Origin of the sequence: Mesorhizobium sp. 131-3-5, from assembly GCF_016756575.1 — a bacterium.
GTDB classification, from domain to species: Bacteria; Pseudomonadota; Alphaproteobacteria; order Rhizobiales; family Rhizobiaceae; genus Mesorhizobium; species Mesorhizobium jarvisii.
On sequence record NZ_AP023254.1, the window covers coordinates 2,570,240 to 2,594,126 of the forward strand.

The 23,887-nt window shown below is 63.2% G+C and carries 25 protein-coding genes; 15 read left to right on the forward strand and 10 right to left on the reverse strand.

The window, feature by feature from the left end; all coding sequences use genetic code 11:
- Positions 1-56: 56 nt before the first annotated feature.
- Both JG747_RS12480 and JG747_RS12485 read left to right on the forward strand, forming a co-directional pair.
- A complete protein-coding gene (locus tag JG747_RS12480; protein WP_202361865.1) occupies positions 57-1,001 on the forward strand; it encodes a lytic transglycosylase domain-containing protein in 945 nt (314 codons plus the stop codon).
- Positions 1,002-1,006: 5 nt separating this feature from the next.
- Positions 1,007-1,495, forward strand: a complete 489-nt coding sequence (locus tag JG747_RS12485) for a GNAT family N-acetyltransferase (protein WP_038648949.1) — start codon at positions 1,007-1,009, stop codon at positions 1,493-1,495.
- A gap of 249 nt (positions 1,496-1,744) precedes the next feature.
- Here JG747_RS12485 and JG747_RS12490 read toward each other — a convergent pair whose 3' ends face one another.
- Entirely contained in the window at positions 1,745-2,083 is a 339-nt protein-coding gene (locus JG747_RS12490; protein ID WP_202361866.1) for a hypothetical protein, read from the reverse strand.
- A 176-nt stretch (positions 2,084-2,259) separates the two neighbouring features.
- Here JG747_RS12490 and JG747_RS12495 point away from each other — a divergent pair, with 176 nt between their 5' ends.
- The 7 genes from JG747_RS12495 to JG747_RS12525 all read left to right on the forward strand — a co-directional run bounded on the left by JG747_RS12495 (position 2,260) and on the right by JG747_RS12525 (position 8,087).
- Positions 2,260-3,003 carry a DUF899 family protein gene (locus JG747_RS12495; RefSeq protein WP_202361867.1) on the forward strand — a complete coding sequence of 248 codons (744 nt, stop codon included), beginning with the start codon at positions 2,260-2,262 and terminating at the stop codon, positions 3,001-3,003.
- Between the two features lie 37 nt (positions 3,004-3,040).
- The gene (locus JG747_RS12500) at positions 3,041-4,180 is read left to right on the forward strand and encodes a YihY/virulence factor BrkB family protein (protein WP_446720614.1); all 1,140 of its coding nucleotides are present in this window, start codon (positions 3,041-3,043) and stop codon (positions 4,178-4,180) included.
- Positions 4,181-4,304: 124 nt separating this feature from the next.
- Positions 4,305-4,850, forward strand: coding sequence for a DUF4142 domain-containing protein (locus JG747_RS12505; protein WP_202361868.1), 546 nt, complete (start codon positions 4,305-4,307; stop codon positions 4,848-4,850).
- 249 nt (positions 4,851-5,099) lie between these two features.
- On the forward strand, positions 5,100-5,492 hold the full coding sequence (locus tag JG747_RS12510) for a Rid family hydrolase (RefSeq protein ID WP_202361869.1): 393 nt from the start codon (positions 5,100-5,102) through the stop codon (positions 5,490-5,492).
- Between the two features lie 179 nt (positions 5,493-5,671).
- Positions 5,672-6,064 carry a RidA family protein gene (locus tag JG747_RS12515; protein WP_202361870.1) on the forward strand — a complete coding sequence of 131 codons (393 nt, stop codon included), beginning with the start codon at positions 5,672-5,674 and terminating at the stop codon, positions 6,062-6,064.
- Between the two features lie 107 nt (positions 6,065-6,171).
- Positions 6,172-7,422 carry an AAA family ATPase gene (locus JG747_RS12520; RefSeq protein ID WP_202361871.1) on the forward strand — a complete coding sequence of 417 codons (1,251 nt, stop codon included), beginning with the start codon at positions 6,172-6,174 and terminating at the stop codon, positions 7,420-7,422.
- On the forward strand, positions 7,419-8,087 hold the full coding sequence (locus tag JG747_RS12525; RefSeq protein ID WP_202361872.1) for an HNH endonuclease: 669 nt from the start codon (positions 7,419-7,421) through the stop codon (positions 8,085-8,087). Before JG747_RS12520 ends, JG747_RS12525 begins: the two co-directional genes overlap by 4 nt.
- Positions 8,088-8,202: 115 nt before the next feature.
- Here JG747_RS12525 and carB read toward each other — a convergent pair whose 3' ends face one another.
- From carB to JG747_RS12540, 3 genes are all read right to left on the reverse strand, one after another.
- A complete protein-coding gene (gene carB, locus JG747_RS12530; protein WP_202361873.1) occupies positions 8,203-11,706 on the reverse strand; it encodes a carbamoyl-phosphate synthase large subunit in 3,504 nt (1,167 codons plus the stop codon).
- A 250-nt stretch (positions 11,707-11,956) separates the two neighbouring features.
- Entirely contained in the window at positions 11,957-12,943 is a 987-nt protein-coding gene (locus JG747_RS12535; protein WP_244748375.1) for an SH3 domain-containing protein, read from the reverse strand.
- Positions 12,944-13,182: 239 nt separating this feature from the next.
- Complete coding sequence (locus JG747_RS12540) at positions 13,183-13,941, reverse strand: metallophosphoesterase family protein (RefSeq protein ID WP_038648934.1); 759 nt, start codon at positions 13,939-13,941, stop codon at positions 13,183-13,185.
- A 224-nt stretch (positions 13,942-14,165) separates the two neighbouring features.
- Between JG747_RS12540 and JG747_RS12545 the strand changes: the two genes are divergently transcribed.
- The gene (locus JG747_RS12545) at positions 14,166-14,636 is read left to right on the forward strand and encodes a nucleoside deaminase (protein WP_019860517.1); all 471 of its coding nucleotides are present in this window, start codon (positions 14,166-14,168) and stop codon (positions 14,634-14,636) included.
- A 33-nt stretch (positions 14,637-14,669) separates the two neighbouring features.
- Here the strand turns inward: JG747_RS12545 and JG747_RS12550 are convergent, their stop codons facing one another.
- Positions 14,670-15,026 (reverse strand): ArsR/SmtB family transcription factor, encoded by a 357-nt coding sequence (locus tag JG747_RS12550; protein ID WP_038648931.1) that lies wholly within the window; start codon positions 15,024-15,026, stop codon positions 14,670-14,672.
- Positions 15,027-15,232: 206 nt separating this feature from the next.
- Here JG747_RS12550 and JG747_RS12555 point away from each other — a divergent pair, with 206 nt between their 5' ends.
- Positions 15,233-16,411, forward strand: coding sequence for an MFS transporter (locus tag JG747_RS12555; RefSeq protein ID WP_019860515.1), 1,179 nt, complete (start codon positions 15,233-15,235; stop codon positions 16,409-16,411).
- Positions 16,412-16,515: 104 nt separating this feature from the next.
- Here the strand turns inward: JG747_RS12555 and JG747_RS12560 are convergent, their stop codons facing one another.
- Positions 16,516-16,971, reverse strand: coding sequence for a MarR family winged helix-turn-helix transcriptional regulator (locus tag JG747_RS12560; protein WP_038648928.1), 456 nt, complete (start codon positions 16,969-16,971; stop codon positions 16,516-16,518).
- Between the two features lie 212 nt (positions 16,972-17,183).
- Between JG747_RS12560 and JG747_RS12565 the strand changes: the two genes are divergently transcribed.
- Positions 17,184-17,978, forward strand: a complete 795-nt coding sequence (locus JG747_RS12565; RefSeq protein ID WP_069092938.1) for an SDR family NAD(P)-dependent oxidoreductase — start codon at positions 17,184-17,186, stop codon at positions 17,976-17,978.
- Positions 17,979-18,192: 214 nt separating this feature from the next.
- On the opposite strand, the gene JG747_RS12570 is transcribed toward JG747_RS12565, so the two are convergent.
- Positions 18,193-18,792 carry a LysE family translocator gene (locus JG747_RS12570; protein WP_064980504.1) on the reverse strand — a complete coding sequence of 200 codons (600 nt, stop codon included), beginning with the start codon at positions 18,790-18,792 and terminating at the stop codon, positions 18,193-18,195.
- Between the two features lie 93 nt (positions 18,793-18,885).
- Here JG747_RS12570 and JG747_RS12575 point away from each other — a divergent pair, with 93 nt between their 5' ends.
- Positions 18,886-19,755, forward strand: a complete 870-nt coding sequence (locus JG747_RS12575) for a LysR substrate-binding domain-containing protein (protein ID WP_244748376.1) — start codon at positions 18,886-18,888, stop codon at positions 19,753-19,755.
- Between the two features lie 60 nt (positions 19,756-19,815).
- Here the strand turns inward: JG747_RS12575 and JG747_RS12580 are convergent, their stop codons facing one another.
- The 3 genes from JG747_RS12580 to JG747_RS12590 all read right to left on the reverse strand — a co-directional run bounded on the left by JG747_RS12580 (position 19,816) and on the right by JG747_RS12590 (position 22,845).
- Positions 19,816-20,466, reverse strand: a complete 651-nt coding sequence (locus JG747_RS12580) for a dihydrofolate reductase family protein (RefSeq protein ID WP_038648920.1) — start codon at positions 20,464-20,466, stop codon at positions 19,816-19,818.
- 117 nt (positions 20,467-20,583) lie between these two features.
- A complete protein-coding gene (locus JG747_RS12585; protein WP_202361876.1) occupies positions 20,584-21,426 on the reverse strand; it encodes a protein-L-isoaspartate O-methyltransferase family protein in 843 nt (280 codons plus the stop codon).
- A 54-nt stretch (positions 21,427-21,480) separates the two neighbouring features.
- The gene (locus tag JG747_RS12590) at positions 21,481-22,845 is read right to left on the reverse strand and encodes an Nramp family divalent metal transporter (protein ID WP_202361877.1); all 1,365 of its coding nucleotides are present in this window, start codon (positions 22,843-22,845) and stop codon (positions 21,481-21,483) included.
- A 229-nt stretch (positions 22,846-23,074) separates the two neighbouring features.
- On the opposite strand from JG747_RS12590, the gene mntR reads away from it, so the two are divergent.
- Both mntR and JG747_RS12600 read left to right on the forward strand, forming a co-directional pair.
- Positions 23,075-23,527, forward strand: a complete 453-nt coding sequence (gene mntR / locus JG747_RS12595) for a manganese-binding transcriptional regulator MntR (RefSeq protein WP_202361878.1) — start codon at positions 23,075-23,077, stop codon at positions 23,525-23,527.
- Positions 23,528-23,617: 90 nt separating this feature from the next.
- Positions 23,618-23,806: a hypothetical protein gene (locus JG747_RS12600; RefSeq protein ID WP_019860505.1), complete on the forward strand. Its 189-nt coding sequence runs from the start codon at positions 23,618-23,620 to the stop codon at positions 23,804-23,806.
- The last annotated feature ends 81 nt before the right edge of the window (positions 23,807-23,887 follow it).

Here is a 23,887-nt window from a genome sequence, read left to right on the forward strand (position 1 = left end):
GAATCGCTGGTGTAAGGGATTTCTTAACACCCCGACGAACCGGACCCGAGCGCGGCTTGCCAGCAAAACAAACCCTTATCGCGATCGGCGTGATCGTGGCGGCAGCCGGCATCAGCGGCTGCACCTCGACCTCGCAGATGAAGCCTGCGCCGTCCCTGACCGAAACCGCGACCGTTGCCGGCAGCGATGCCGGCTTCACCATACCACTGCCGGAGACGGTTTCGGTGCTGCCGCAATCCTCGGGCATCGCGCCAGTCCAGGCCGCCGAATTGACGCCAGGTGCGGCGACCGCGCCGGCGCTTGATCCCGCCGCCCAACCGGCCGCGGCGACCGCCGCCTTTGCCGGATCGACGCCGGCCGCACCCGCCGTGCCCGCTGTCATGACCGCCAATGCCTGGCAGGCGCCGCCGCCGGCCAGGGCGGGTAAGCCCGTAAAGGCGGCTCAAACGGCTCAGACCTACACCACCGCCGGGCTCATTGTGCCGGCGGTCGCCAGCAGCGGCCAGAAACTGCCGGGGGTGCAACAGGTCGCCTATGTCGTGCCGCAGAACCCGGCTTCCCTGGTGCAGTTCCCCTCCGCGCCGGTTGGTCCGGCGCAGGAAGAGCACACGGGCATGCGTGGCGATGTCGACCGTCTGATCGTCAAATACGCCGCGCTCTACCAGGTGCCGGTGGATCTGGTGCGCCATGTCGTCAACCGCGAGAGCACCTTCAATCCCAAGGCTTACAACAATGGCCATTGGGGGCTGATGCAGATCAAGCACGCGACGGCGCGCGGCATGGGCTATGACGGGCCGGCCAAGGGCCTGTTCGACGCCGAGACCAATCTGAAATACGCGGTCAAATATCTGCGCGGCGCCTGGCTGGTGGCCGGCGGCAACGCCAAGAAGGCCGACTGGCTCTACCAGACCGGCTATTATTTCGACGCCAAGCGCAAGGGCCTGCTCGAGGCGACCGGCCTCGGTGTCGACCGCAAGCGACGTCCACAGCCCGACGCCTGAGCGCGATGCCTGAACCGCGCCCGCCGGCCCTCAACGACATCCGGCTGCGCAAGATCCTCGACGAGACGCTCGTTGCACCGCACTGGCCGGAAGGTTTTGCCATGCGCTGCTTCGAGCCAGGCGACGCACGACCCCTTCATGCGCTGCTGAGCGAGGTGTTCGACGACGGCGCCGACGGCCCGTTCGACGAATGGTGGCCACGCATATCGGATGATCCCGAATTCGACCCGGCGCTGTGCTTCCTCGTCATCGACGGCAAGGGCCGGCTGGCGGCAGCGTCGCTGTGCTGGACGTCTGCTTTCATCAAGGATCTCGCCGTTCACCCCGAGGCGCGCGGCAAGGGCATCGGCGAGGCGCTGATGTGGCAAGCCTTCGCCACCTTTCGCGACCGCGGTGCGGCCCATGTCGACCTCAAGACCAACACGGTCGAGAATGCCGCCGCCGTGCGGCTCTACGAGCGGCTGGGGATGATGCCCGTAGCCTGGGAAGGCTAAGGGCCGATCGCTTCCTGCCGGTTGGTGCCGGCCGATTTTCCCGCCGCCGAGCGGAAATCCCGGCGCAATGTGAACAGCTTCACATAAGCGGCCGTCGGTCCATGCTAACGAAGCGTCATGACGCCAAACGGCTGATCTGGATCGTCGATCAGCTGGGCACAGGAGGAAGCCGCACCGGCATGTGTCGGCGCCTCCAAGGCAGGTCCCGCGCTGGGGTTTCGGGGCCTGCCTTCATGCGCGATCTTCTCCCTAAATATCCGGCGCATTGCCGATCTTCTGCTTGATCTCCAGCGCCCAGGCACGGCCTTCGTCGCCACCCCACAGCAGCCAGGCGATATAGCCGGCCGACGGGTTGTCCTCATTGCCGTAATTCTTGCCGCGCTTGTCGACCTCGTGGCGGGCAAAGTAGCTGACCATGCGGCGGATGGTGGACGGTGCGAGCTTTTCGCGGTTCTTCATTTCGGTCGCCCGCGCCACGCCGATCTCGGTGCCGCCACGGCCGAACTCTCCGCGCAGCCGCAAGCCCTTGGCCGCATTGTCGGCCACCACTTGCGGGCAGCGCAGGTCAATCTCGTCGGCTTCGTGCATTTTGTCCGCCACGGCTCGCTTTACCTTGCCGTGAGAATGCCGGGAAGCCTGGGAGGTTCCCTTGCAATGAATCGCCGCGCCATCCGAAGAAATGTCGGGAATCGGTCGTCGCCAAACGTCCTTGGGTCGCAGAACAACAGCGCCGGGACGCCGGCGCCGACTTAAGGGAGCCGATCATGATCACCTTTCCCAACGAATCCGCGAAATATCGCACCGCCCGCGAAAAGCTTCTGAAGAAGGAAATCGAGCTGCGCCGCGCTATGGAAGCCGTGGCCGAGGCGCGGCGCGCGCTGCCGCCGGGCGGGCTGATCCGCCAGGACTATGTCTTCGATGCGCTCGGTGCCGACGGCAGGCCGGCGAAGACAAAACTGTCGGAACTGTTCGCGCCGGGCAAGGATTCACTCATCCTCTACCAGATGATGTTTCCGCGCCATCCCCAGGAAACGCGCGACGTGGCGGTGAGCGGCGGCACGGCCAAGCTCGCCCGGCCGGACCAGCCATGCCCGTCCTGCACGGCGCTGCTCGACCAGTGGGACGGCGCCGTCGGGCATCTCGAAGCCGCCGGCTTCAATTTCGCCGTGGTGGCGAAAACCGCGCTGGAAAACCTGATCACGCTCAGCCGCGATCGCGGCTGGAAGAACATGCGGCTGGTGTCGTCGGCCGCCAACAGCTTCAAGCGCGACTACAATGCCGAGGACGCCGATGGCGCGCAGATCCCGCTGCTGTCGGTGTTTCACCGCGACGGCGACGCTATCCGCCATTTCTGGTCGTCCGAGCTCGGCTTCGTGCCGCCGGAGCCCGGCCAGGACCCGCGCGCCATCGGCACCTGTGAGATCCTGTGGAACCTGATGGATTTCACCCCGCAAGGCCGGCCGGATTGGAGCGAGCAGCTGCAGTATGGCGAGGCGTGCTGTCACTGAGCCCAGGACGTGTCGGCTTCAGTCGCCGCGCTTCAGCTTGGAACGGCTTTTCGGCAAGTGGTCGCTATCCCACCTGCTCGACGAGCCAGGCGGTGCTGGTGCCTGCTTCGGCCGGAACATCGGAAGGCCCGCCGCATTGATAGGAGACGGTTTCGACCCCCTTCACGGATTCGAAATGCGACCGACAACAGTCAGCAGCCTGTGGGACTTGGTGCGAGAAAGCCTGGTTGGCTTTGTCAACGACAATGCCCTTAGCCACGGCGCGGCGATGGCCTTTTATGCCGCCACGTCGCTGGCCCCGGTTCTGATAATTGTCGTCGCGATAGCAGGCATTGCGTTTGGGCATGACGCAGCGCAGTTGGCTTTGTCTGCTCAGATCTCGGGGCTGATGGGTTCAGACAGCGCGGCGGTCCTTCAAACCGCGCTCGAAGGGGCATCCAGCAAATCATCGGGGACCCTGGCGGCCATCATCGGCACGGCCACTTTGCTCGTCACCGCCTCCGCGGTGTTCGGCGAGATGCAGCAGGCCCTGAATGCAATATGGAAGGTTGAAGCGAAAGGGAGTTCGCTGTCGCGGCTCTTGCGCGCCCGTGCGGCAAGTCTTGGCCTGGTCGCCGCCCTTGGCTTTATGTTGCTGGTCTCTTTGGTGGCGAGCGCGGCGATCTCGGCTTTGGGCAATTTGATCAGCGCTCAATTGCCGTTCGGCGAATTTGTTCTGAGCGCGATCAACACCCTGATATCCTTTTCCCTGATCACCGTGATGTTTGCCGCGATCTACAAAGTCCTCCCGGACCGTGCCTTGGAATGGCGGGATGTCTGGATCGGCGCTGTCGTGACCGCCGCTCTGTTCACGTTGGGGAAGTCGCTTATCGGTTGGTATATCGGCACAAGTGCAATCGCTTCCTCATATGGCGCGGCCGGAGGGCTGCTCGTCATACTGCTCTGGGTCTACTATTCATCACAAATCTTTCTACTCGGTGCGGAGTTGACCCGCGCCTATTCCGTTCGGCATGGCAGCAGGTCCGACTTGTACGGACTGGTTCACAATGCTCCCGCTTCAGAAAACCTTGTTTCAATTCGCCGCAGGACCGGCGCTTCGGGCGCCGTTGCGTTGTTGGCGGTGGCGTGCGTGAGCGCAACCATGACGGCCTTCCTACTGGGGCCTCGTCGCCCGTAGAGCAGGGGTCACGCTGCAATCGTGAGGCCGCTTTTCATCCTTCGGACTGGAGAAGCGGCGCGTCGGCAACCTCACCGCCTCTGCCGCGTTGGGCCTTCGAGGACACCTCTCACGGAGCGCTTCGATGAAACCGCATCTCGCCACCGCCATGCTGGCCCTTCTCGCCGGAACGCCTTCAGCCTTTTCCCAACAGCCGTCCAGCGACGTGCCGCCCGTTTCTGAGAACAAGGTCGACACCGAAACCTTCACCAGGACCCTGGCCAGCGCCAACCGCTTCGAGATCGAAAGCGGCAAGCTGGCCGAGAAAAAAGCCGTCGCGGCCGATGTGAAGGATTTCGCCGCACTGATGGTCAAGGATCACACCAAGGCCGGCGAAGATTTCAAGGCGGCGCTTGATAAGAGCCAGACCACGGCGTCCGTCACCCCGCAAGGCCCGCCGTTGCAGCCGAACGACCAGGCGATGCTCGACCAGCTCAAGGCGCTCGACCGCGACGCCTTCCAGGCCAAATACATCACCTTGCAGACGCAGGCACACAAGCAGGCCGTGGCGATGGTTTCCACCTATGCGCAATCCGGCGACGACCCGGCGCTGAAGGAATTCGCCAAGAAGACGCTGGAAACGCTGAAGATGCACGAGATGCATTTGAAGGATTTGGCGGCGGTGCATTAGGGCGCGGCTTGACCCTTTTCGGGCGTCGAACGCCTTGAGCCATGCGAAGGGCCGGGGGTGGCCGATCCACCTGCCGGGTCCCCGCTGCTTCGCAGCGTCCCGGCGTTCTCCGGCCTTTCATCGTGCCACTGGCACGATGAATTCGCTTACGCGAACCGGCCGCTCACCCCACAAGGGGAGAAGGGAAGAACGACGCTGGCGTTCGCTGGCCGCCACGATAAGCTCCCTGCCAACCCAGGGAGCATCACCATGAAAAAACAAGTCATCGAAGTGCCTGTCATGTCGGACAAGGTGCGCTCGCTCGGCCTGCCTTGTTCGACGGCGGTGAAGGCCAATGGCTTCGTCTTCATCTCGGCGACGCCGCCGGTGGACATGGTGACCGGCGAGATGGTGCGCGGCGACATCGAGGTGCAGACCGAGGCGTCGCTGAAGGCGCTGAAACATTGCCTGGAAGCGGCCGGCACCTCGCTCGACAATGTGGTGATGGTGCGCATCTACGCCGTCAATTCCGGCTTCTACAATGCCATCAACCGGGTATACGCCAGGTATTTCTCCACCAACCCGCCGGCGCGGAGTTTCGTGCCGGTGGCGTCCTGGCCGATGGAGTTTGATATCGAGATCGAGTGTGTGGCTGTGGCGTGAGTTTCCTCTGCGAACCGGCATCCATGCTGGCCGTTTCCTGAAATTTTGGGTCTGCAAAAAACGCCGCTTCATGGTGACGCGTGGTTTCCACTACGCGGCGACTTCCAGACGACAATGCCGAGAGCGCTGGCGTTCAGCCTCGAGCGAGATAAGCTCGCCGTAACCGCAGGGAGATCGCCATGACCAAGGAAATCGTCGAAGTGCCGGTGCTGTCGGCGGCTGTGCGCGCGCTGGGCGTGCCGTTGTCGCTGGTGACCAAAGCCGCCGGGCTGGTCTTCGTCTCCGGCACGCCACCGCTCGATCTTACGACCGGCAGACTGGTCAAGGGCGACATCGAGGTGCAGACCGAGGCGTCGCTCAAGGCTCTGAAACACTGCCTGGAAGCGGCCGGCACCTCGCTGGACAATGTAGTGATGGTCCGCATCTACGCCGTCAATTCCGGCTTCTACGGCGCGGTCAACCGGGTTTATGCCAAGTATTTCCCGGAAAACGCGCCATCGCGGACGTTTGTGCCGGTGGCGTCCTGGCCGATGGAGTTTGATATTGAGATTGAGTGTGTTGCGGTGGGGTGAGTTCTTGTGGCATTTTGATGGTACAGAGCAAACACTTGCGGCATTATTCGATCTGGAGGTAGGATCGGACGGGTTTGGTTGCCCTGCGAAATTGTATTGGCGAATAGATGATATTTTCGAAGCTCGTTTTGAACGGATGGCGTCAATTTGAAGAAATTGATATCATTTTCCATCCAAGACTAACAATCATAACAGGTGCAAATGGTGCTGGAAAAAGCACATTGCTACGCCTGATCTCTCAGCATTATGACTGGGGTCAGCCTTTGCTGTCTACGCCAACCTACAGCAAAGAAGGGATAGTTCGATATGTTTCTGGACTATTCCCTTGGCTAAAGAATAGGGCCGAGTCACCGAGCGAAAGCGTTGGCAAGTTCATTTACTCAAACGGCATAGAGGCTAACCTAATCGTGCCTGCAGTAAGCTCGATAATGTACAACGTAGAGATTCGCCCGCAGCCAGGGGTTCAAGGCCTTCACATCGGATCGCATCGGCCCGTTCCTACCTATCAGCAAGTTGGCAATATTCCAACAAATGCAATTGGGGCGGAGCAAGCTTATCAAATTTATCATCAGGAGGTGATTCAACGGCAGCAAAATGCCTATACTCAATTTAGCCCTATCTACAGAATGAAAGAGGCCATCATATCGATGGCCACATTTGGACCTGGAAATCGCTATGTTCAAAGGAATGAAATCGTAGCTAAGCTTTTTGAAGATTTTAAGAATGTCCTCAGCAAAACGCTCCCTCCATCGATCGGGTTCAAAGATATTAGCATCAGGATTCCTGATGTAATAATTGTCACGGATACCGGAGATTTTGTTATTGATGCTGCCTCTGGCGGCTTGATGTCGCTGATAGATTTGTCGTGGCAGATTTTCTTGTATGCTCATGACAAAAAAGAGTTCGTAATCACGATAGATGAGCCCGAGAATCACCTGCATCCGTCAATGCAAAGAGCGTTGCTAAATCGGCTAATTTCCGCCTTTCCAAATGCTCAATTTATAATCGCAACGCATAGCCCCTTTATTGTTTCTTCAGTAAAGGATTCCTCTGTTTATGTTTTAGGTTACAATGCTTCGGCAGAGTCGAGCGACTCTGGCGTTAAGGCAAGGGTTTCTTCTTTGAAATTGGATCGAGCGAACAAAGCTGGAACTGCTAGCGAAATCCTTCGCGATGTTCTTGGAGTGCCTGTAACCTTACCGGAGTGGGCAGAAGCTGATATACGTACAATAGCAAATGAATTTCAGATTGAGAATTTAGATTCCGAAAATATCGTTCTTCTGCGACAACGATTAATTGAAGCGGGACTGGGGGAATATTATCCAGAGGCATTGCGGCAGATTGCGGGGCCTCAATGATCCGCCTAACAAAAGTGGCAAAACCAAAGATTCTCGAAGACAATGAGGCAGTATGGACTGCAGCTATAGTAAATAAGCTTAATGCCGGTGAAGCTCCGACAAATACCGAGAAAACGCGATACCGAAACCCTCAGATTAAGACCGCGCTTGTCGCAGAAACTCATGGGAAATGCGCGTACTGTGAGAGCAAACTTCTGCATATACACCATGGCGACGTCGAGCACATTTACCCGAAATCGCTAGATCCGTTAAGAACGTTTGAATGGAATAATCTTACCTTGGCATGTGAAATTTGCAATCAAAATAAATCTAACAAAGACCCACTTCTTGAGCACATTATTGATCCCTATGTTACCGAGCCATCTGACCACTTGATTTTTAGCGGCCCATTAATTTTTCCGCGAGGTACAGCAGCAGGAACTAGTACACGAGCACTACTTGATCTTAATCGTGGAGAGTTGTCAGAACGTAGAAAGGACCATCTTGAGAAGATAATGGGGATCATTGATACTGTCTCACGCGCAGACCTTCCTGTCGCCACGCGGCGCGCGATTTTCACTGACTTGCGTGACCGTGAGGGGCATCCAACTGCGCCATATGCAGCGATGGTGCAAACTGTTATCGGCCAGGTTGTGGCGTCTCTTCCTGTCGAGGTAACAAATTAGAAAGCTACCTTCGTCCATTCGTCGTGTCGTTTGGACACGGGCGTGTCGGGTTTGTTCGCGTCTTTGTCCCTGAAGCTCACAAGGCGCTCCACCCTGCCCAAGGTCAGCTAGTCCCTCAAGCAAAATACTCCTGCAGCGGCCTGACCTCGAGGCTCCCCGCCTTCAGCGCCGCGATCGCCTCGGCCACGGCCGCCGCACCTGAAAGCGTCGTGTAGTACGGCACCTTCTGCATCAGCGTCGCCCTGCGCAGCGACTTTGAGTCCGACACCGCCTTCTGGCCGTCGGTCGTGTTGAAGACGATCTGGACCTGGCGGTTGCGGATGGCGTCCTCGATGTGGGGGCGGCCTTCGAGCACCTTGTTGATCTTTTCGGCCACCACGCCGTTTTCGGCGAGGAAGCGCTGCGTGCCTGAGGTCGCCAGCACCTTGAAGCCGAGGCCGGCGAGGCGCTTGACCGCAGGCAGGATGCCTTTCTTGTCCTCGTCGCGCACCGAGACGAACAGCGTGCCGGAGCGTGGCAGGTCGACGCCGGCGCCGAGCTGGCTCTTGGCGAAGGCCAGCGCGAAATCGCGGTCGAGGCCCATGACCTCGCCGGTCGAGCGCATTTCCGGTCCGAGCAGAATGTCGACGCCGGGGAAGCGGGCGAAGGGGAAGACGGCTTCCTTGACCGCGATATGGCCGGGATTTCTGGGATCGGGCATGGCGCCGTAATGGGCGAAGGCGTCTTCCAGCGTCTCGCCGGCCATGATGCGGGCGGCGATTTTGGCGATGGGACGGCCGATGGTCTTGGCGACGAAGGGCACGGTGCGCGAGGCGCGCGGGTTGACCTCCAGCACATAGACCGTGCCGTCCTTGATCGCGTACTGCACGTTCATCAGCCCGCCGACATTGAGCGCGCGGGCGAGGGCCGCCGTCTGGCGCTCCAGCTCGTCGACCAGCTCGGAAGGCAGCGAGTGCACGGGCAGCGAACAGGCCGAGTCGCCCGAATGGATGCCGGCCTCCTCGATGTGCTCCAGAATGCCCGACACAAAGGTCGCCTTGCCGTCGCAGAGGCAGTCGACATCGACCTCGATGGCGCCGGACAGATAGGTGTCGAACAAAAGCGGGTTCTTGCCCAGAAGCGTGTTGATCTGGCCGGTCTTGTCGTTGGGGTATTTCTGCTTGATGTCCTCCGGCACCAGGCCGGGCACGGTGTCGAGCAGGTAGCTCTGCAGCATGCTCTCGTCATGGATGATCTGCATGGCGCGGCCGCCGAGCACATAGGACGGGCGCACCACCAAGGGGAAACCGAGCTCGCCGGCGACGAGGCGGGCCTGTTCGACCGAATAGGCGATGCCGTTCTTCGGCTGGCTGAGGCCGAGCTTGTGCAGGAGCTTCTGGAAGCGGTCGCGGTCTTCGGCGAGATCGATCATGTCGGGCGAGGTGCCGAGGATCGGGATGCCGGCCTTCTCCAGCGCATCCGCCAGCTTCAGCGGCGTCTGGCCGCCGAACTGGACGATGACGCCGACCAGTTCGCCTGAAGCCTGCTCGGCGCGCAGGATCTCCAGCACGTCCTCCGCCGTCAGCGGATCGAAATAGAGCCGGTCCGACGTGTCGTAGTCGGTCGAGACCGTCTCCGGGTTACAGTTGATCATGATCGCTTCATAGCCGGCATCGCGCAGGGCGAAGGCGGCATGGCAGCAGCAATAGTCGAACTCGATGCCCTGGCCGATGCGGTTCGGTCCGCCGCCGAGGATGACCACCTTCTTGCGCGACGAGACCTGCGCCTCGTTGGCGAGGCTGCCTGCGAACGGCACTTCATAGGTCGAGTACATGTAGGCGGTGGGCGAGGCGAACTCGGCGGCACACGTGTCGATGCGCTTGTAGACGGGATGAACGTCGAGTTTTTCGCGGATCTTCGTGACCACTTCGGCGTCGGTCCTGGTCAGCGACGCCAGGCGGGCGTCGGAGAAACCCATGGCCTTCAGCATGCGCAGGTTGACGGCATCCTGCGGAATGCCGTGCTCGCGGATGCGGGCTTCCATGGCCAGGATGCCGGCGATCTGTTCGAGGAACCACGGGTCGATCTTGCACATTGCGTGCACGTCTTCCAGCGAGGTGCCCATGCGGATCGCCTGCGCCACCATGCGCAGCCTGTCGGGCGTCGGCGTGCCGAGCGCGGCACGGATCGCGTTGCGGTCGTCGGCGTGGTTGGCAACCGTCGCCCCGTGGCCGAGGCCGGGGATTTCGATCTCGTCGAGGCCGGTAAGGCCGGTTTCCAGGCCACGCAGCGCCTTCTGCAGCGATTCCTGGAAGGTGCGGCCGATGGCCATGACTTCGCCGACCGACTTCATGGCGGTCGTCAGCACCGGCTCGGCGCCGGGGAATTTTTCGAAGGCAAAGCGCGGGATTTTGGTGACGACGTAGTCGATCGACGGCTCGAACGAGGCCGGCGTGGCGCCGCCGGTGATGTCGTTCTCCAACTCGTCCAGCGTGTAGCCGACGGCAAGCTTGGCGGCGATCTTGGCGATGGGGAAGCCGGTCGCCTTGGAGGCGAGTGCGGAGGAGCGCGAGACGCGCGGGTTCATCTCGATGACGACGAGCCGGCCATCGGCCGGGTTGACGGCGAACTGCACGTTGGAGCCGCCGGTCTCGACGCCGATCTCGCGCAGCACCGCGATCGAGGCGTTGCGCATCATCTGGTATTCTTTGTCCGTGAGGGTCAGCGCCGGGGCGACGGTAATCGAGTCACCTGTATGCACGCCCATCGGGTCGATGTTTTCGATCGAGCAGACGATGATGCAATTGTCCGCCTTGTCGCGGACGACCTCCATCTCATACTCCTTCCAGCCGAGCACGCTCTCCTCGATCAGCACTTCGGTGGTCGGCGAGGCGTCGAGGCCGGACTGGACGATGTCGTAGAATTCGGCCCTGTTGTAGGCGATGCCGCCGCCGGTGCCGCCCATGGTGAAGGAGGGGCGGATGATGGCGGGTAGGCCGACATGGTCGAGCGCCTGGGCGGCGATCGCCATGGCATGGCTGATGTAGCGCTGCTTGCGGTCGCCTTCGCCGAGGTTCCACCGGGTTTCCAGCGCGTCGAGTTCGGCGTCGAGATTCTCCGGCTTCTCGGCCTTGAGTGCGGCGCGCTCCGCCTCGTGCGTCTTGCGGTCGGCGTTCTTGACGTCGGTGGCATTGGCCAGCATCGACTTCGGCGTTTCCAGGCCGATCTTGCTCATCGCCTCGCGGAACAGCGCGCGGTCCTCGGCCTTGTCGATTGCCGTGGCGTCGGCGCCGATCATCTCGACATTGTAGCGGTCGAGCACGCCCATGCGGCGCAGCGACAAAGCGGTGTTGAGCGCGGTCTGGCCGCCCATGGTCGGCAGCAGCGCGTCCGGCCGCTCCTTGGCGATGATCTTGGCCACGACTTCCGGCGTGATCGGCTCGATATAGGTGGCGTCGGCCAGTTCCGGGTCGGTCATGATGGTGGCCGGGTTGGAATTGACCAGGATGACGCGGAAACCTTCCTCCTTCAGCGCCTTGCAGGCCTGGGTACCGGAATAGTCGAATTCGCAGGCCTGGCCTATGACGATGGGGCCGGCCCCGATGATCAGGATCGACTTGATGTCGGTGCGTCTTGGCATGTCATAGGTCCGTTCGGCGGGCGGCTTGCACAAAAAACCGGGACGGGAAGACCCGGCCGGTTGTGCTCGCGATTCTGGTATCAGGCTAGGTGGGCCTTATAGGGAAGAGTTTTGGCGGATGTAACCCCGAAAATGCGGGATTAGGCAGCAGGAAATAGGCAGTAGGGGTTGGGCAGGAGGCAGTAGGGCTTTTCAAGCGCCTTGGACGTACGTCCCTACTGCCTATTCCCTACTGCCTACTGCCTAATCCCTAACGTCCAAACGCCACCGTGTCGGTGATCTCGAAGCGTTCGGAGACGCCGATGCGGATCATGCTCAGGCTGCCCTCGCGGGTGAAGCGGAAATCGCCCTTGGTGTCCGAGCCGGCCGGCAGGCCGGCATAGAAGGAGATGAGGCGCGTACCGCCGTCGGGCCAGGTCACGGTGATATCGGCCTTGTCGGCGCCCTTGTGGACGATGGCTGCCGCGCAACGCTGCATCGGCTGGCCGACATAGCGGGCGCAGGGGATTTCGACGCCACCACCCTGGGCAAGCGAGGTCGGCTGCGGCGGCAGTTCGGCGACGGTCTGCGTGTCGACGGCGGGCGCGGCGCCGTCAGGACGCGGCGTGGGAACGGGAAGCGATCCCGCCGCCGAGCCGCTATCCGCGGCCGCATCCTGGGCGAGGGCGGGGATTTCGCCAGTCGACGGGGTTTCATTCGCCGCCAGCGCCAGGCCATAGGCATCCTGCATGGCGATCTCGGCGGTGGATTTCATCGGGGCTTCTGGCGCGACGGGGTGGGCCGCGCCGCCAAGCCGCGCCGTCAGGTCGGGCTGTGCCGCCGCCGGCGGCGTCGCCGCATCGGGCGCCGCGCCGGCATCCGCCTGGTCGAGGGGCACGGTCGCCGGGTTGAGGGGAACGAGATAGCGCGCAGGAGCCCAGCCGATGGCTTTGGGATTGTCAGACTGGACCTTGCACCAGGGGTGTCCGTCAATGTCGTTGCAGCCGAGGTTCCTGACGCTGGCGCCGGCGGCCAGACGTGCCTCGGTCTTGCCGATCGCCGACGGTTTGGCGCGGATATTGAGCAGGTCGTCAGGCGCTAGGCCAGTGACGACGGAGATGAAGGGCGTCTCTTCGGCATGGGCCGGGACAACGGTGGACCACGCCGCCATCAGCAGCGGAGCGGCCATCAGCGCCAACAGCGTTGTCCGCAGCGTAATTCGGCGCCTCGTCACTTGGCTGTCGGCGATCAATTGCATTCCCAAAGGCACCGCCAGAACCCAAAACGCTGCCGCACGCGAAGCCGGTTTTATAAGCGACGCTGCGCCGCCGTGTCTATAAGCGAGATGTTTTACGCCTTGAGTGTGGCCGCGAAGGCGTTTCATCAGGGTCGGATGAGGTTGCGTTCAGCCGGGGCATGAACGCGAGGCATTCCCCCGGGGCATGAGCTTCGTTCAGCCCGGCATGAAGCAAGCTTCAGCCTGGCATGAAGCAAGCTTCAGCCTGGCATGAAGCCGGTCCTCAGCGCGTGGGCCCATTCCGGGCGCCCCGCCTGTTCGGCCTGTCGTGCCGCCGCTTCGTGATCGTAGTCGACGGCGATCGTCTCGAAACGATCGGGCCGGCCGGCGCCGCCCAAGGTGACGATGCCGTAGCGCGCATGCGGCGAGCCCTGTTCGGAAACATGCGACGGCGGGGTGGAATCGTCATAGGCGGGGCAGCCGATGCTGCCCGGATTGAAGATGACCGGACCGTCGGGGATGCGGACCAGTTCCGGGCGGTGACTGTGGCCGCACAGCGCGATGCGACAGGCGGGGTCGAGCGCTTTCAGCCGCCGCCTTATCGCCGCCAGCGGCGCGCGCACCAGCTGGCCGTCGACGACCGCGTCGAGCAGATATTTCTCGTCATGGTCGGGGCGGGCATGGAAGGCGACGATGCCGGGCGCGATCTCCAGCGTCAGCGGCTGCGCGAACAGCACCTGGCGCTGCGCCTGCGTCAGCCGCTCCTGCGCATAGACGTCGGACGCCCACATGGTCTCGTCGGCCGGATCGACCGCGACGCGGCGGTCATGGTTGCCGCGCACCGTCGGCAGGTTCAGCGCTTCCAGGCGCTCAAACGTCTCGCGCGGCCAGAGCGGGCCTGAAACGCTGTCGCCGAGATTGATGGTGAGCTCAGCGCCGCCGCGCTCACGCAGATCCTCGAGCACGGCGTCGAGTGCCAGGACGTTGCCGTGGATATCGGCGAGGACGGCTATGCGCATGCGGCGTGCTCCCATGGTGCGGCCCCATCGGGACTCCGGCCCGTCTTCGTTATCAACCCGCCGCCTTTGTTATCAAGTCCCCGCTTTCGTCATCAGTCGTTGAGTTCGGGGCAAGCGGGGCACTGCGCGGCCCGCCCACGGCTATCGCGGTAGCACTCCATCTGCTACCGTCCACGCCGTCCCAGTTCATCTATCTACGTAGACAGCTTCGGAAGGCACAGGCGATGACCCGTGACCAGATGTTCGCTCACCTCCGCGCCGCCAATGACGTGGCGCGCGAGGCCGCCGCGCACGGGCACCATCCTTTCGGCTGTGTGCTCGTCGGCCCCGATGATCGCATCCTGATGCGGCAAGGCAACATCAACACCGTGCGCCACGCCGAAACCGAGCTCAGCCGGCGTGCCGCGGACGCCTATCCGCCGGATTTCCTCTGGTCCTGCACGTTGGTCACAACTGGCGAGCCCTGCGCGATGTGCACCGGAACGCTCTACTGGGCAAATATCGGCCGGCTGGTCTACGGCTTCGAAGAGACCAAGCTTCTCGCGCTGACTGGCGACCACGCCGAGAATCCGACGATGAACCTCTCGTCACGCACGGTCCTCGGCTCCGGGCAGAAGCCGGTCGAGGTCCACGGCCCCATCCCGGAGATGGAGGAGGAACTTCTCGCGCCGCATATCGGTTTCTGGCAGCGCTAGCGGCGACAGAGCTTTAGCTTGGAACCTGCAGATCTAGGCCGGCACCTCAATATCGTGGCCGCCGACCGCCGGCAGAGCGGGGTCGTCGACGGCGGCGGCGATGACGCTGTCGAGCAGGCCGGGGAAGCGGGCGTCGAGGTCGGCGCGGCGCAGCGTGATCATGCGGTTGGTGCCGACCACTTCGGCGCGGGTGACGCCGGCCTCGCGCAACTTGGCGAGGTGGTAGCTGAGATTGGTCTTGGAGCCGAGATCGAGGAACTGGCTGCAGTTCAGCGCCACGCCTTCCTTGCTGGCGAGATAGCGCACGATGGCGAGCCGCGTCGGATCGCCGAGCACGCCAAGCACGATCGGCAGGCTGATCTGGTCCGTATTGGGATGAGGTAGCGTCATGGCTGGAACCTAAGCGCAGTTCGGGCCGATTTCAACGCATCCGTCCTCGCTGGCCCGTACACACTGTTTCTCCATTTCGATCCGTGCCGAACGACCGTGCTGACACAGGGCTGTCAGGATGGTTCAGCTATTTTGCCCTGGCTTCATTGACATCATGCCCTGCTATGTCCAATTGTTCAATAACTTTTGAACTAAGGACACATGCCATGGACAAGCGGATCTTTTGGCTTGCGCTCGGATCGTTTGCGATCTCGACCGAAGGCTTCGTCATCTCCAGCCTTCTGCCCGACATCGCCAGGGATGCCGGCATTTCCATTCCACTCGCCGGCACGCTGATCACCGCCTTCGCGCTCGCCTACGCCATCGGCACGCCGATCCTGGCGACGCTGACCGGTGAATGGGACCGCCGCCGCGTCATCCTGTGGACGCTGGTGTTCTTCGTCATCGGCAACATCGCCGCCGCCCTGAGTTCCTCCTTCGAAGTGCTTCTGATCGCGCGCATCATCATGGCGCTGTCGTCGGGGCTGTTCGCCGCGACCGCGCAGGGCACTGCGGTGGCGCTGGTCGATGACCATCACCGGGCACGCGCCATCGCCGTCGTCGTCGGCGGCACCACGGTGGCCGTCGCCGTCGGGGCGCCGCTCGGCGCGCTGGTCGCGACGATCGCCGGCTGGCGCGGCACCTTCTATGCCATTGCCGGGCTCGGCGCGCTCGCCGGCGCCATCCTGTGGTACCGGCTGCCGCGCGGCATCGTCGGCACAAGGCTGCCGCTGAAGCGCCGGCTGGCGGCCGCCATGCGGCCCGGCGTGATGCCGATCCTGGTGACGACATTGCTGGCGCTGACCGGCGCGTTCACCGTCTTTGCCTATGTCGCGCCGCTCGCCATCGAGGGCGCCGGGCTCAGCCAGATCGCGCTGCCCGGCATGCTGCTCGCCTTCGGCGTCGGCGCCGTCATCGGCAACATTGCCGGCGGCCAGGCGGCCGACCGCTTCGGCGCCACCCGCACCGTCGGCTGGTCGCTGACGCTGAGCGCCGCCATGCTGGTGATGCTGTCGGTCGTGCCGGCCTTCCTGCCGCAGCATATTGCCGGTCCAGCGCTGATGGCGATGATGGTGCCGTGGGGCATCGTCGGTTGGGCGTTCCCGCCGGCGCAGGCCAGCCGCATCATCAAGCTGGCGCCCGATGCCGCGCCGATCGTGCTGTCGCTCAACGGTTCGGCGCTCTATCTCGGCGTGGCGCTGGGCGCGGTGGTGGGCGGTGGCGTGCTGCGCTACGGCTCGCCGGTCGATCTCGGCCTGGTTGCCGCGGCCTTCCCGATCGTCGGGCTGGGTATCGTGCTGGCCGGCCGCTGGGCGGCACGGCCGGTCGCGATGCCGGCCGAATAGTCTCTTCGAAAGCCGTCGGCGGCCAATCCATTTTGACGCAATTCCCAAGGGAAAGCGCTACTCGCTTTCCCGGGAAAACCGTTTCACACTTTTCCTGGAATTGCTTAGGTAGCCGGCGGCAAATCAAAATCCAGCGCGCTGATGTCATCCAGCACCGCGCGCAGGCGTTCCGCCTTTTCCTTGCCCACCACATCCTCGAAGCGCTGCTGGGCGGTCTGCCACAGCTTCATCGCCTCATCGAGCTTGGTCCGCCCTTGCTGGGTCAGCCGCACCCGCTTGATGCGGCGGTCGTCCGGATCGGCGAAGGTCTCGACAAAACCGTCGCGGATCAGCGGCTTCAGCGTGTGGCCGAGCGCCGAAAGGTCCATGACCAGGGCAGCGGCAATGGCGCCCATGGCCGGTTCGTCGCCGATATGGATCTGGTAGAGCAGGCCCTGCTGCGTGGCCTTGAGGCCGGATGGGGCCTGCACGTCATCATAGAACTGGCCGAGCTTGCGCGTTGCTCGCCGCAGCATGGCGTAGTTGCAGGCTGTCAGCCCGGGCAGGGTGTCTTTCGGCATGGTGGTTCCTCGGCGCCGGAGAAAATCCTGTCCGGTCGCTGCCCGACAAATAATCCCGAACGCACTCATTGACAAGATAGTGGCATATGCCTATTTCGTCGAAAGTGGTATATGCCACTAAATCAATCAGGCGGCATGTCGGCGCGCCGAGGCGAATGGCCTGCGGTGCCGGCGGCCAGGTCGAAGCGAACAGAGATAGAAGGAACAGGACAATGAGTGGACAGGCAAACAAGGGCACGGCGGTCGTCACAGGCGCCTCATCGGGCATCGGCGCGGTCTATGCAGACCGGCTGGCCGGGCAGGGCTATGATCTGGTTCTGGTGGCGCGGCGCGCCGACCGGCTCGAGGAACTGGCCGAGAAGCTGCGCTACGCCTACGATCGCAAGGTCAGCTTCATCGCAGCTGATCTGTCCGACGACGACGATGTGCGCCGTGTCGAGCGGATGATATCTGCCGATGACAGCGTGACGCTGCTGGTCAACAATGCCGGCCTTGGCGGCCAGCAGGTGGTGGCAACGGCCGACGCCGACGCGGCCGAACGCATGATCAAGGTCAATGTCATTGCCTTGACCCGCCTGACCCGTGCCGTGCTGCCGGGGCTTCTCGCGCGCAACCGCGGCGCCATCGTCAACATAGCCTCGGTGCTCGCCTATGAAACGTCGTTCGGCGGCATCTACAGCGGCACCAAGGCCTATGTCGTCAACTTCACCGAAGCGCTGCAGCGCGAGGTCGCGGGCACGGGTGTGACGGTGCAGGTGGTGCTGCCGGGGGCGACCCGGACCGATTTCTGGGAACTGGCCGGCAGCGATATCGACCAGCTTCCCAAGGAAATCGTCATGTCCGCCGACGATATGGTCGATGCCGCGCTTGTCGGCCTGGCCAGGGGCGAAGCCGTGACCGTACCGGCACTTGCCGATGCCGCCAAACTGGACACGTTCCTCGGCGCCCGCCAAGCCTTCTACGGCAGCCTGCACGCCGACAAGCCGGCGGCGCGCTACGCGGCTTGAGGGCTATCCATGCTTGGGTTCCTCGCCCCCACGAATGTGGGGGAGAGGTGGCTCGGCGAAGCCGAGACGGAGAGGGGGATTGGCGCAATCCTGTCCGTGAATTGGCTTCAAGAAGCCCCTTCCAGCCGCTGGCGCCCCCTCTCCGACCGCTTCGCGGCCACCTCTTCCCCGCTCTAGCGGGGGCGAGGAGCCCAGGTCCTGCTAGGACGGTGTTCTAAGCCGACCGCCACATCGGGATGATCGACGCGGCCAGCACCAGCGCCAGCACGATGTTGAGGGCGCGCCATTGCCATTCGGTCTTCAGCAGCCGGGCCAGGACCATGCCGGCCATGCACCAGAAGGACAGGGAGATGGCGGCGGTGAGGCCGAAGGTCGAGCCGAGCAGCAGAGCGAGTTGTCCCGGGCCGTCGGCCAGTGCGGCGAACGACGCCGCCGCGCCCAGCCCCATCGCCCAACCCTTGGGGTTCATCCACTGGATGCCGGCGCCGCCGAGAAAGCTGTTCGGTTTGGCCATCGCCACGTCGAGATTGGGTGGCCCGGCACGGCCGATCTTTACGGCCAGCCACAGGAGATAGAGCGAGCCAATCACCTTCATCGCCAGTTGCAGCGACGGCACCGCAAGCAGCAGGCCCGCAAGCCCGGCCGCGGCGGCAGCCGTCACCGTAGCGAGGCCGGCGGCGCTGCCGATCATCAGCGGAACCGAACGGCGAAAGCCGAACTGCGCGCCCGAGGCGGTCGACAAGGTCGTGGCGATGCCGGGCGTGGCGGTGGCCACGAAGGCAAACAGGATGAGCGGCAGGATAGGCTGGAGCATGGGGCGTCCTTGTCGTAGCTCCATGGTAGGCCCGTTCTGGCATCAGTAAATGCAATGTTTGCGATATTCGGCATTAGCATCTATAATGCTGAGATGATCCGCAATCTCGATACGGCGCTGCTGCGCACCTTTGTCACCGTCGCCGACAAGGCCAGCATGACGGCGGCCGCCAACGCGCTGCATCTGACGCAAGGCGCCGTCAGCCAGCAGGTCAAAAGGCTGGAGGAGACGCTTGGCTGTGGCCTGTTCGAGCGTGACCGGCGCGGCCTGCGCCTGACGCGGTCCGGCGAGCGGCTGTTCGACAAGGCAAGGCGCCTGCTCAGCCTGAATGACGAGATCTGGGCCGAGATGGCGGGCTCGGTCGTGGCCGGCCAGGTGCGGCTCGGCGTGCCGTACGATCTGGTCGGCACCTTGCTGGCGCCGGTGCTGAAGACCTATGCGGAAACCTATCCGCAGGTCGAGATCTCGCTGGTCTGCGCGTCATCGCCGGAATTGGCGTCAGCGCTTGCGGCCGGAACCATCGACCTTGCGGTGATCGAGGAGCGGGTCGGCCCGACATCGGGCGAATGCCTGGCCATCGACCGGCTGGTCTGGGTCGGCGCCCGAGGCGGCACTGCCCGCGCCAAGCGCCCGCTGCCGGTGTCGATCGTCGCCGACACCTGCGCCTTCCGCCCGGTGGTGCTTGCGGCGCTCAACGAGCATGGGATGGAATGGCGCACCGTGTTCGAGAACGGCAACATCGACGCCACGACGGCGACGGTGCGCTCCGATCTTGCCGTCACCACCTGGCTGGCCTCCACCGTGCCGGCCGATCTCGACATCTTGCCGTTCGATGTCGGGCTGCCGCCACTGCCGAATTTTGCCATTAATTTGCATCTGCCGCGGCACGGCGTCGGCCCGGCCGCGCAGGAGTTCGCGCGGCATATCAGGGATGGGCTGGCGCGGCGGCCGGCGGCGGCTTGAGACCGTGCGGAACTTGGGTTCCTCCCTCCGGAGGGAGAGGAAAGGTCCCAAGGCCGTCCGCTACTTCCAGTTCCTGCGCCGCTCCAGCTCGGCGACGGACGGTTCGCCCGTGACAAAGGAGCCGACCTCGATTTCGCCTGATCGTTCGTAGGTCGCGATGATGACGCCGGTGCTGGACGTCTGCGACTTCACAAGCTTGAACGCGGCCGGCATTGCGCCATCGCCGAACAGACGCTTGCCCTTGCCCAGCAACAGCGGGAAGATCATCAGCCGGATTTCGTCGATCAGCCCGTTGGCGAGCAAGGTCTGGATCAGGTCGGCCGATCCCTGGATGAGCAGGTCGGGTCCATCCTGCTTGCTGAGGCGGCGTAGCGCCGCGACGATATCTTCCCCAAGCCATTGCGTGTTCTGCCAGGTGAGTGTGTCAGGCCGATGCGTGGCCACATATTTGGTCGCGGGGTTGAAGGCATCGGCGATAGGATCCTTCTGGTACGGCCAATAGGCGTTGAAGATGTCGTAGGTTCTGCGGCCGAGCAGCAGGGCGAAAGGTTTGGAGAAGAGTTCGTCCATTGCCGCGCCGCCCACCTCGTCAAAGTAATGGAAGGTCCAGCCGCCGAACTTGAAGCCGCCGACCGGATCCTCTTCCGGCCCGCCGGGTGCCTGCATAACACCGTCGAGGCTGACGAAGGTGGCGGCGATGATCTTTCTCATGGGTCTCTCCCTTGTTCCATCCACGCCGTCGCCGGCGGATTGTGGCCCAAGGACGGCTGGCCCGCACCCACCCCGACAGGGCCTGAGAAATTTTGGCCAAATCCGCGCATCGATGCCTCAGCTGCCGGGTTTGGCACGGACGTCTTTCGTCGAGAACCAGACGTCGCCGAAGATCGCCGTGGCGGTGCGATCCGGCGCCTTGTGCTGCGTAAGCCAGATCGAGCGGCTGCGCATGGCCTGCTCGCGTGTCGGGATCTTTGCCGCAAGATCCGCAACCGAGGCACCGATGCAGGGGATGAACCAGGAGCGCATGAAGGGATCACAGGCAAAGCCCTTCTCGGTGCGGGTCACCATCACCGCCAGCGGGACGCGTTCGGACGGGCGCCAGGGGAAGATCATGCGACCGCCGGGGCGCAACGCCTTCAGCCATCCGACCGGCGGGGCGATGACGCCGGCGTTGACATAGATGATGTCGGATGGCGGCAAGGGCGTGGTCACGGCGTCGCCATGGACCACCGTCGCATTGCCGTAGATTTCGAGATTCTTGCGCGCCAGCTCGGCCAGCCTGCCGTCGAGCTCGAAGGCGGTGACGGTGCCGCGAGGTGAAACCAGCCTGGCCAGCACGGCGGAGTAGTAGCCGGTGCCAGCGCCGATATGCGTGACGGCCTCGCCGGCTTTCGGCGCCAGTTTCCCGATCCACATGGCGTGCAGGAACGGCTCGCCATTGTTGATGCCCTTGTCGGCATCGAGCGCCACGAGCACGTTCTGGTAGATATGCGCCGGGTCGGCGCTCGGCGTGGTGACCTTGCCGCTCCCGGCGACGATCGTCCATGGTCCCGGGCCAAGAAAGGCTTCGCGCGGAACAGTGGCGAAGACCTCCTCCAGGCGTGGATCCGATGAGGCGGCATTGGCCGCCATCAGCCGGGCGTAGAATTTCCTGATGTCTTCAATGTTGCTCATGACGCCAGCAAAGATAGCGCGATTTGGCGGTTTGTCGCGCTGTCTGGCGGAATTCTAGCTGACCCCGAACAGCGTGTCGTAGAGCAGCTTGAAGTTGAGCACGAGGATGATCGCCGCGACCACCCAGGCGAGTGCGGCCACGCCGCGCGGAATGGCGAGGTTGCCCATCTTCTTCTTGTCGGAGACGAACTGCACCAGCGGCACCACCGCGAAGGGCAATTGCATCGACAGGATCACCTGGCTGAACACCAGCAGCTGGCCGGTACCCTTCTCGCCATAGAGCGCGGTCACAACCACCACGGGAATGATGGCCAGGCCACGCGTCAGAAGCCGGCGCGCCCAGTTGGGGATGCGCAGGCGCAGGAACCCTTCCATGACGATCTGGCCGGCAAGCGTCGCCGTCACTGTCGAATTCAGGCCGGAAGCGAGCAGCGCCACGGCAAACAGGATCGAGGCAATGCTGAGGCCGAGCAGCGGTGACAGCAGCTCGAAGGCCTGGTCGATCTCGGCCACATCCTGGTGGCCGGTGTTGTGGAAGGCGACAGCCGAGACGATCAGGATAGCGGCGTTGACGAACAGAGCCAGCATCAGGGCGATGGTGGAGTCCGCCGTCGCCCATTTGATGGCGTCGCGCTTGCCCTTTTCGGTGCGCTCATAGGCGCGGGTCTGCACGATCGAGGAGTGCAGATAGAGATTGTGCGGCATGACCGTGGCGCCGATGATGCCGATGGCGATGTAGAGCATCGCCGGATTGGTGACGATCTCCGAGGACGGCACGAACATCGAGTGCAGGATCGTGCCGGCCGGCGGCGCGGCAACGAAGATCTGGATGGCAAAGCAGCTGAAGATGATGATCAAAAGCGCGATGACGAAGGCTTCGAGATAGCGGAACCCCTTGTTCATCAACATGAGCACCAGGAACGCGTCGAGCGCGGTGAGGATCGCGCCGCCGATCAGCGGAATGCCGAACAGAAGCTTCAATGCGATCGCGGTGCCGATGACTTCGGCGAGGTCGCAGGCGATGATGGCGAGTTCGCAGGCGATCCACAGCACGAAATTGACCGGGCGCGGATAATAGGCGCGGCAGGCCTGGGCGAGGTCGCGGCCGGTGGCGATGCCAAGCCGGGCGGCCAGCGCCTGCAGCAGGATCGCCATCAGGTTGGACAGCATGATGATGAACAGCAGCGTGTAGCCGAACTGGGCGCCGCCGGCGAGGTCGGTCGCCCAGTTGCCCGGGTCCATATAGCCGACCGAAACCATGTAGCCCGGGCCTATGAAGGCGAACAGCCGGCGGAACCAGACGCCCGAGCTCGGCACGGCGATGGTGGAATTGACTTCGCGTAGGCTGGGCTGATCGTCCTCGTCCCGTCCGGCGAACCGCCATGAGGATCGAGGGGCTGTGGCTTCTGCGTCTGACATGAAAAGGCTTTCCGAGACTTCCGGGGATATCCATAAGCTATGCCATGGCTCAACATTATGCAATATGCTATATTTCATTGTTTGTGCTTTTTGCCCGACGTTCGGCCGGGTTTGCGAAACCGCAATCGGAAACGCCGGTTGCGCCTGTGGGGGAATGCAAATAAACGGCCTGAAGAATCAGAGCCCGTGCTATAAAGCAGGAACGGCTAAACTCCCGAGGAGGAGCGCATTGGCGCTGAAGAACAGACCTGTCCCGCGTGAGCCATTGCCCGACGCCGATGTCCATTCGGAAGGGTTCCGGCAGCAGCGCCAAGCGCGCCGCAGCGCGCTAGTCGAAGATTATGTCGAGCTGATCGCCGATTTGATCGAGGACGGCAACGAGGCACGCCAGGTCGACATCGCCGCGCGGCTCGGCGTCGCGCAGCCGACGGTGGCCAAGATGCTGACGCGCCTTTGCGCCGACGGGCTGGTGTCGAGAAAACCCTATCGCGGCGTGTTCCTGACCGAGGCCGGCCGCAAGGTCGCGGAGGAAAGCCGCATCCGTCACCAGACGGTGGAAGCTTTCCTGCGCTCGCTCGGCGTCAGCGCCGAGACCGCGCGCATCGATGCCGAGGGCATCGAGCACCATGTCAGCGCCGAGACGCTGGAAGCTTTCCGCAAGGCGATGACGGTGTCGCGCTGAGGCGCCCGATCGTTCCTGGGGAGGTGGAACCGCAGCCCCTTGCGCACGTTGCTCCTGACATAGCGCGATATCGCACCAAGGGAGGAAGCAATGGGCGTCGAACAAGCACCAACCGCTAAGGGCAAGCAGGCCGCCAAGGGATTGAAGCAGGCCGCGGCGAAGGACGAGCGCAAGACCGAAGCCGAGACCGGCCATCCCCTGAAGAAGGGTGCGGCGCGTTTCGAGGAGCGCTCGAAAAGCTCCGATGGCAAGAGCGCCGGCGCCAAGCAGAAAAGCTGAGGCCGCGCCGACGTCGGCGGCAGGCGGAAGCTGTCTGTTCAGCTGCCGGTTGCCCTCCTATGGCTCCGGGCGTTCGAGCCC

Excerpts from the sequence above, each read along its gene's own strand:
- JG747_RS12485 (WP_038648949.1), top strand. The coding sequence starts at position 1,007 with ATGCCTGAACCGCGCCCGCCGGCCCTCAACGACATCCGGCTGCGCAAG.
- JG747_RS12490 (WP_202361866.1), bottom strand. The coding sequence starts at position 2,083 with ATGCACGAAGCCGACGAGATTGACCTGCGCTGCCCGCAAGTGGTGGCC.
- JG747_RS12495 (WP_202361867.1), top strand. The coding sequence starts at position 2,260 with ATGATCACCTTTCCCAACGAATCCGCGAAATATCGCACCGCCCGCGAA.
- JG747_RS12505 (WP_202361868.1), top strand. The coding sequence starts at position 4,305 with ATGAAACCGCATCTCGCCACCGCCATGCTGGCCCTTCTCGCCGGAACG.
- JG747_RS12510 (WP_202361869.1), top strand. The coding sequence starts at position 5,100 with ATGAAAAAACAAGTCATCGAAGTGCCTGTCATGTCGGACAAGGTGCGC.
- JG747_RS12515 (WP_202361870.1), top strand. The coding sequence starts at position 5,672 with ATGACCAAGGAAATCGTCGAAGTGCCGGTGCTGTCGGCGGCTGTGCGC.
- JG747_RS12520 (WP_202361871.1), top strand. The coding sequence starts at position 6,172 with ATGATATTTTCGAAGCTCGTTTTGAACGGATGGCGTCAATTTGAAGAA.
- JG747_RS12525 (WP_202361872.1), top strand. The coding sequence starts at position 7,419 with ATGATCCGCCTAACAAAAGTGGCAAAACCAAAGATTCTCGAAGACAAT.
- carB (WP_202361873.1), bottom strand. The coding sequence starts at position 11,706 with ATGCCAAGACGCACCGACATCAAGTCGATCCTGATCATCGGGGCCGGC.
- JG747_RS12535 (WP_244748375.1), bottom strand. The coding sequence starts at position 12,943 with ATGCAATTGATCGCCGACAGCCAAGTGACGAGGCGCCGAATTACGCTG.
- JG747_RS12540 (WP_038648934.1), bottom strand. The coding sequence starts at position 13,941 with ATGCGCATAGCCGTCCTCGCCGATATCCACGGCAACGTCCTGGCACTC.
- JG747_RS12545 (WP_019860517.1), top strand. The coding sequence starts at position 14,166 with ATGACCCGTGACCAGATGTTCGCTCACCTCCGCGCCGCCAATGACGTG.
- JG747_RS12550 (WP_038648931.1), bottom strand. The coding sequence starts at position 15,026 with ATGACGCTACCTCATCCCAATACGGACCAGATCAGCCTGCCGATCGTG.
- JG747_RS12555 (WP_019860515.1), top strand. The coding sequence starts at position 15,233 with ATGGACAAGCGGATCTTTTGGCTTGCGCTCGGATCGTTTGCGATCTCG.
- JG747_RS12560 (WP_038648928.1), bottom strand. The coding sequence starts at position 16,971 with ATGCCGAAAGACACCCTGCCCGGGCTGACAGCCTGCAACTACGCCATG.
- JG747_RS12565 (WP_069092938.1), top strand. The coding sequence starts at position 17,184 with ATGAGTGGACAGGCAAACAAGGGCACGGCGGTCGTCACAGGCGCCTCA.
- JG747_RS12570 (WP_064980504.1), bottom strand. The coding sequence starts at position 18,792 with ATGCTCCAGCCTATCCTGCCGCTCATCCTGTTTGCCTTCGTGGCCACC.
- JG747_RS12575 (WP_244748376.1), top strand. The coding sequence starts at position 18,886 with ATGATCCGCAATCTCGATACGGCGCTGCTGCGCACCTTTGTCACCGTC.
- JG747_RS12580 (WP_038648920.1), bottom strand. The coding sequence starts at position 20,466 with ATGAGAAAGATCATCGCCGCCACCTTCGTCAGCCTCGACGGTGTTATG.
- JG747_RS12585 (WP_202361876.1), bottom strand. The coding sequence starts at position 21,426 with ATGAGCAACATTGAAGACATCAGGAAATTCTACGCCCGGCTGATGGCG.
- JG747_RS12590 (WP_202361877.1), bottom strand. The coding sequence starts at position 22,845 with ATGTCAGACGCAGAAGCCACAGCCCCTCGATCCTCATGGCGGTTCGCC.
- JG747_RS12600 (WP_019860505.1), top strand. The coding sequence starts at position 23,618 with ATGGGCGTCGAACAAGCACCAACCGCTAAGGGCAAGCAGGCCGCCAAG.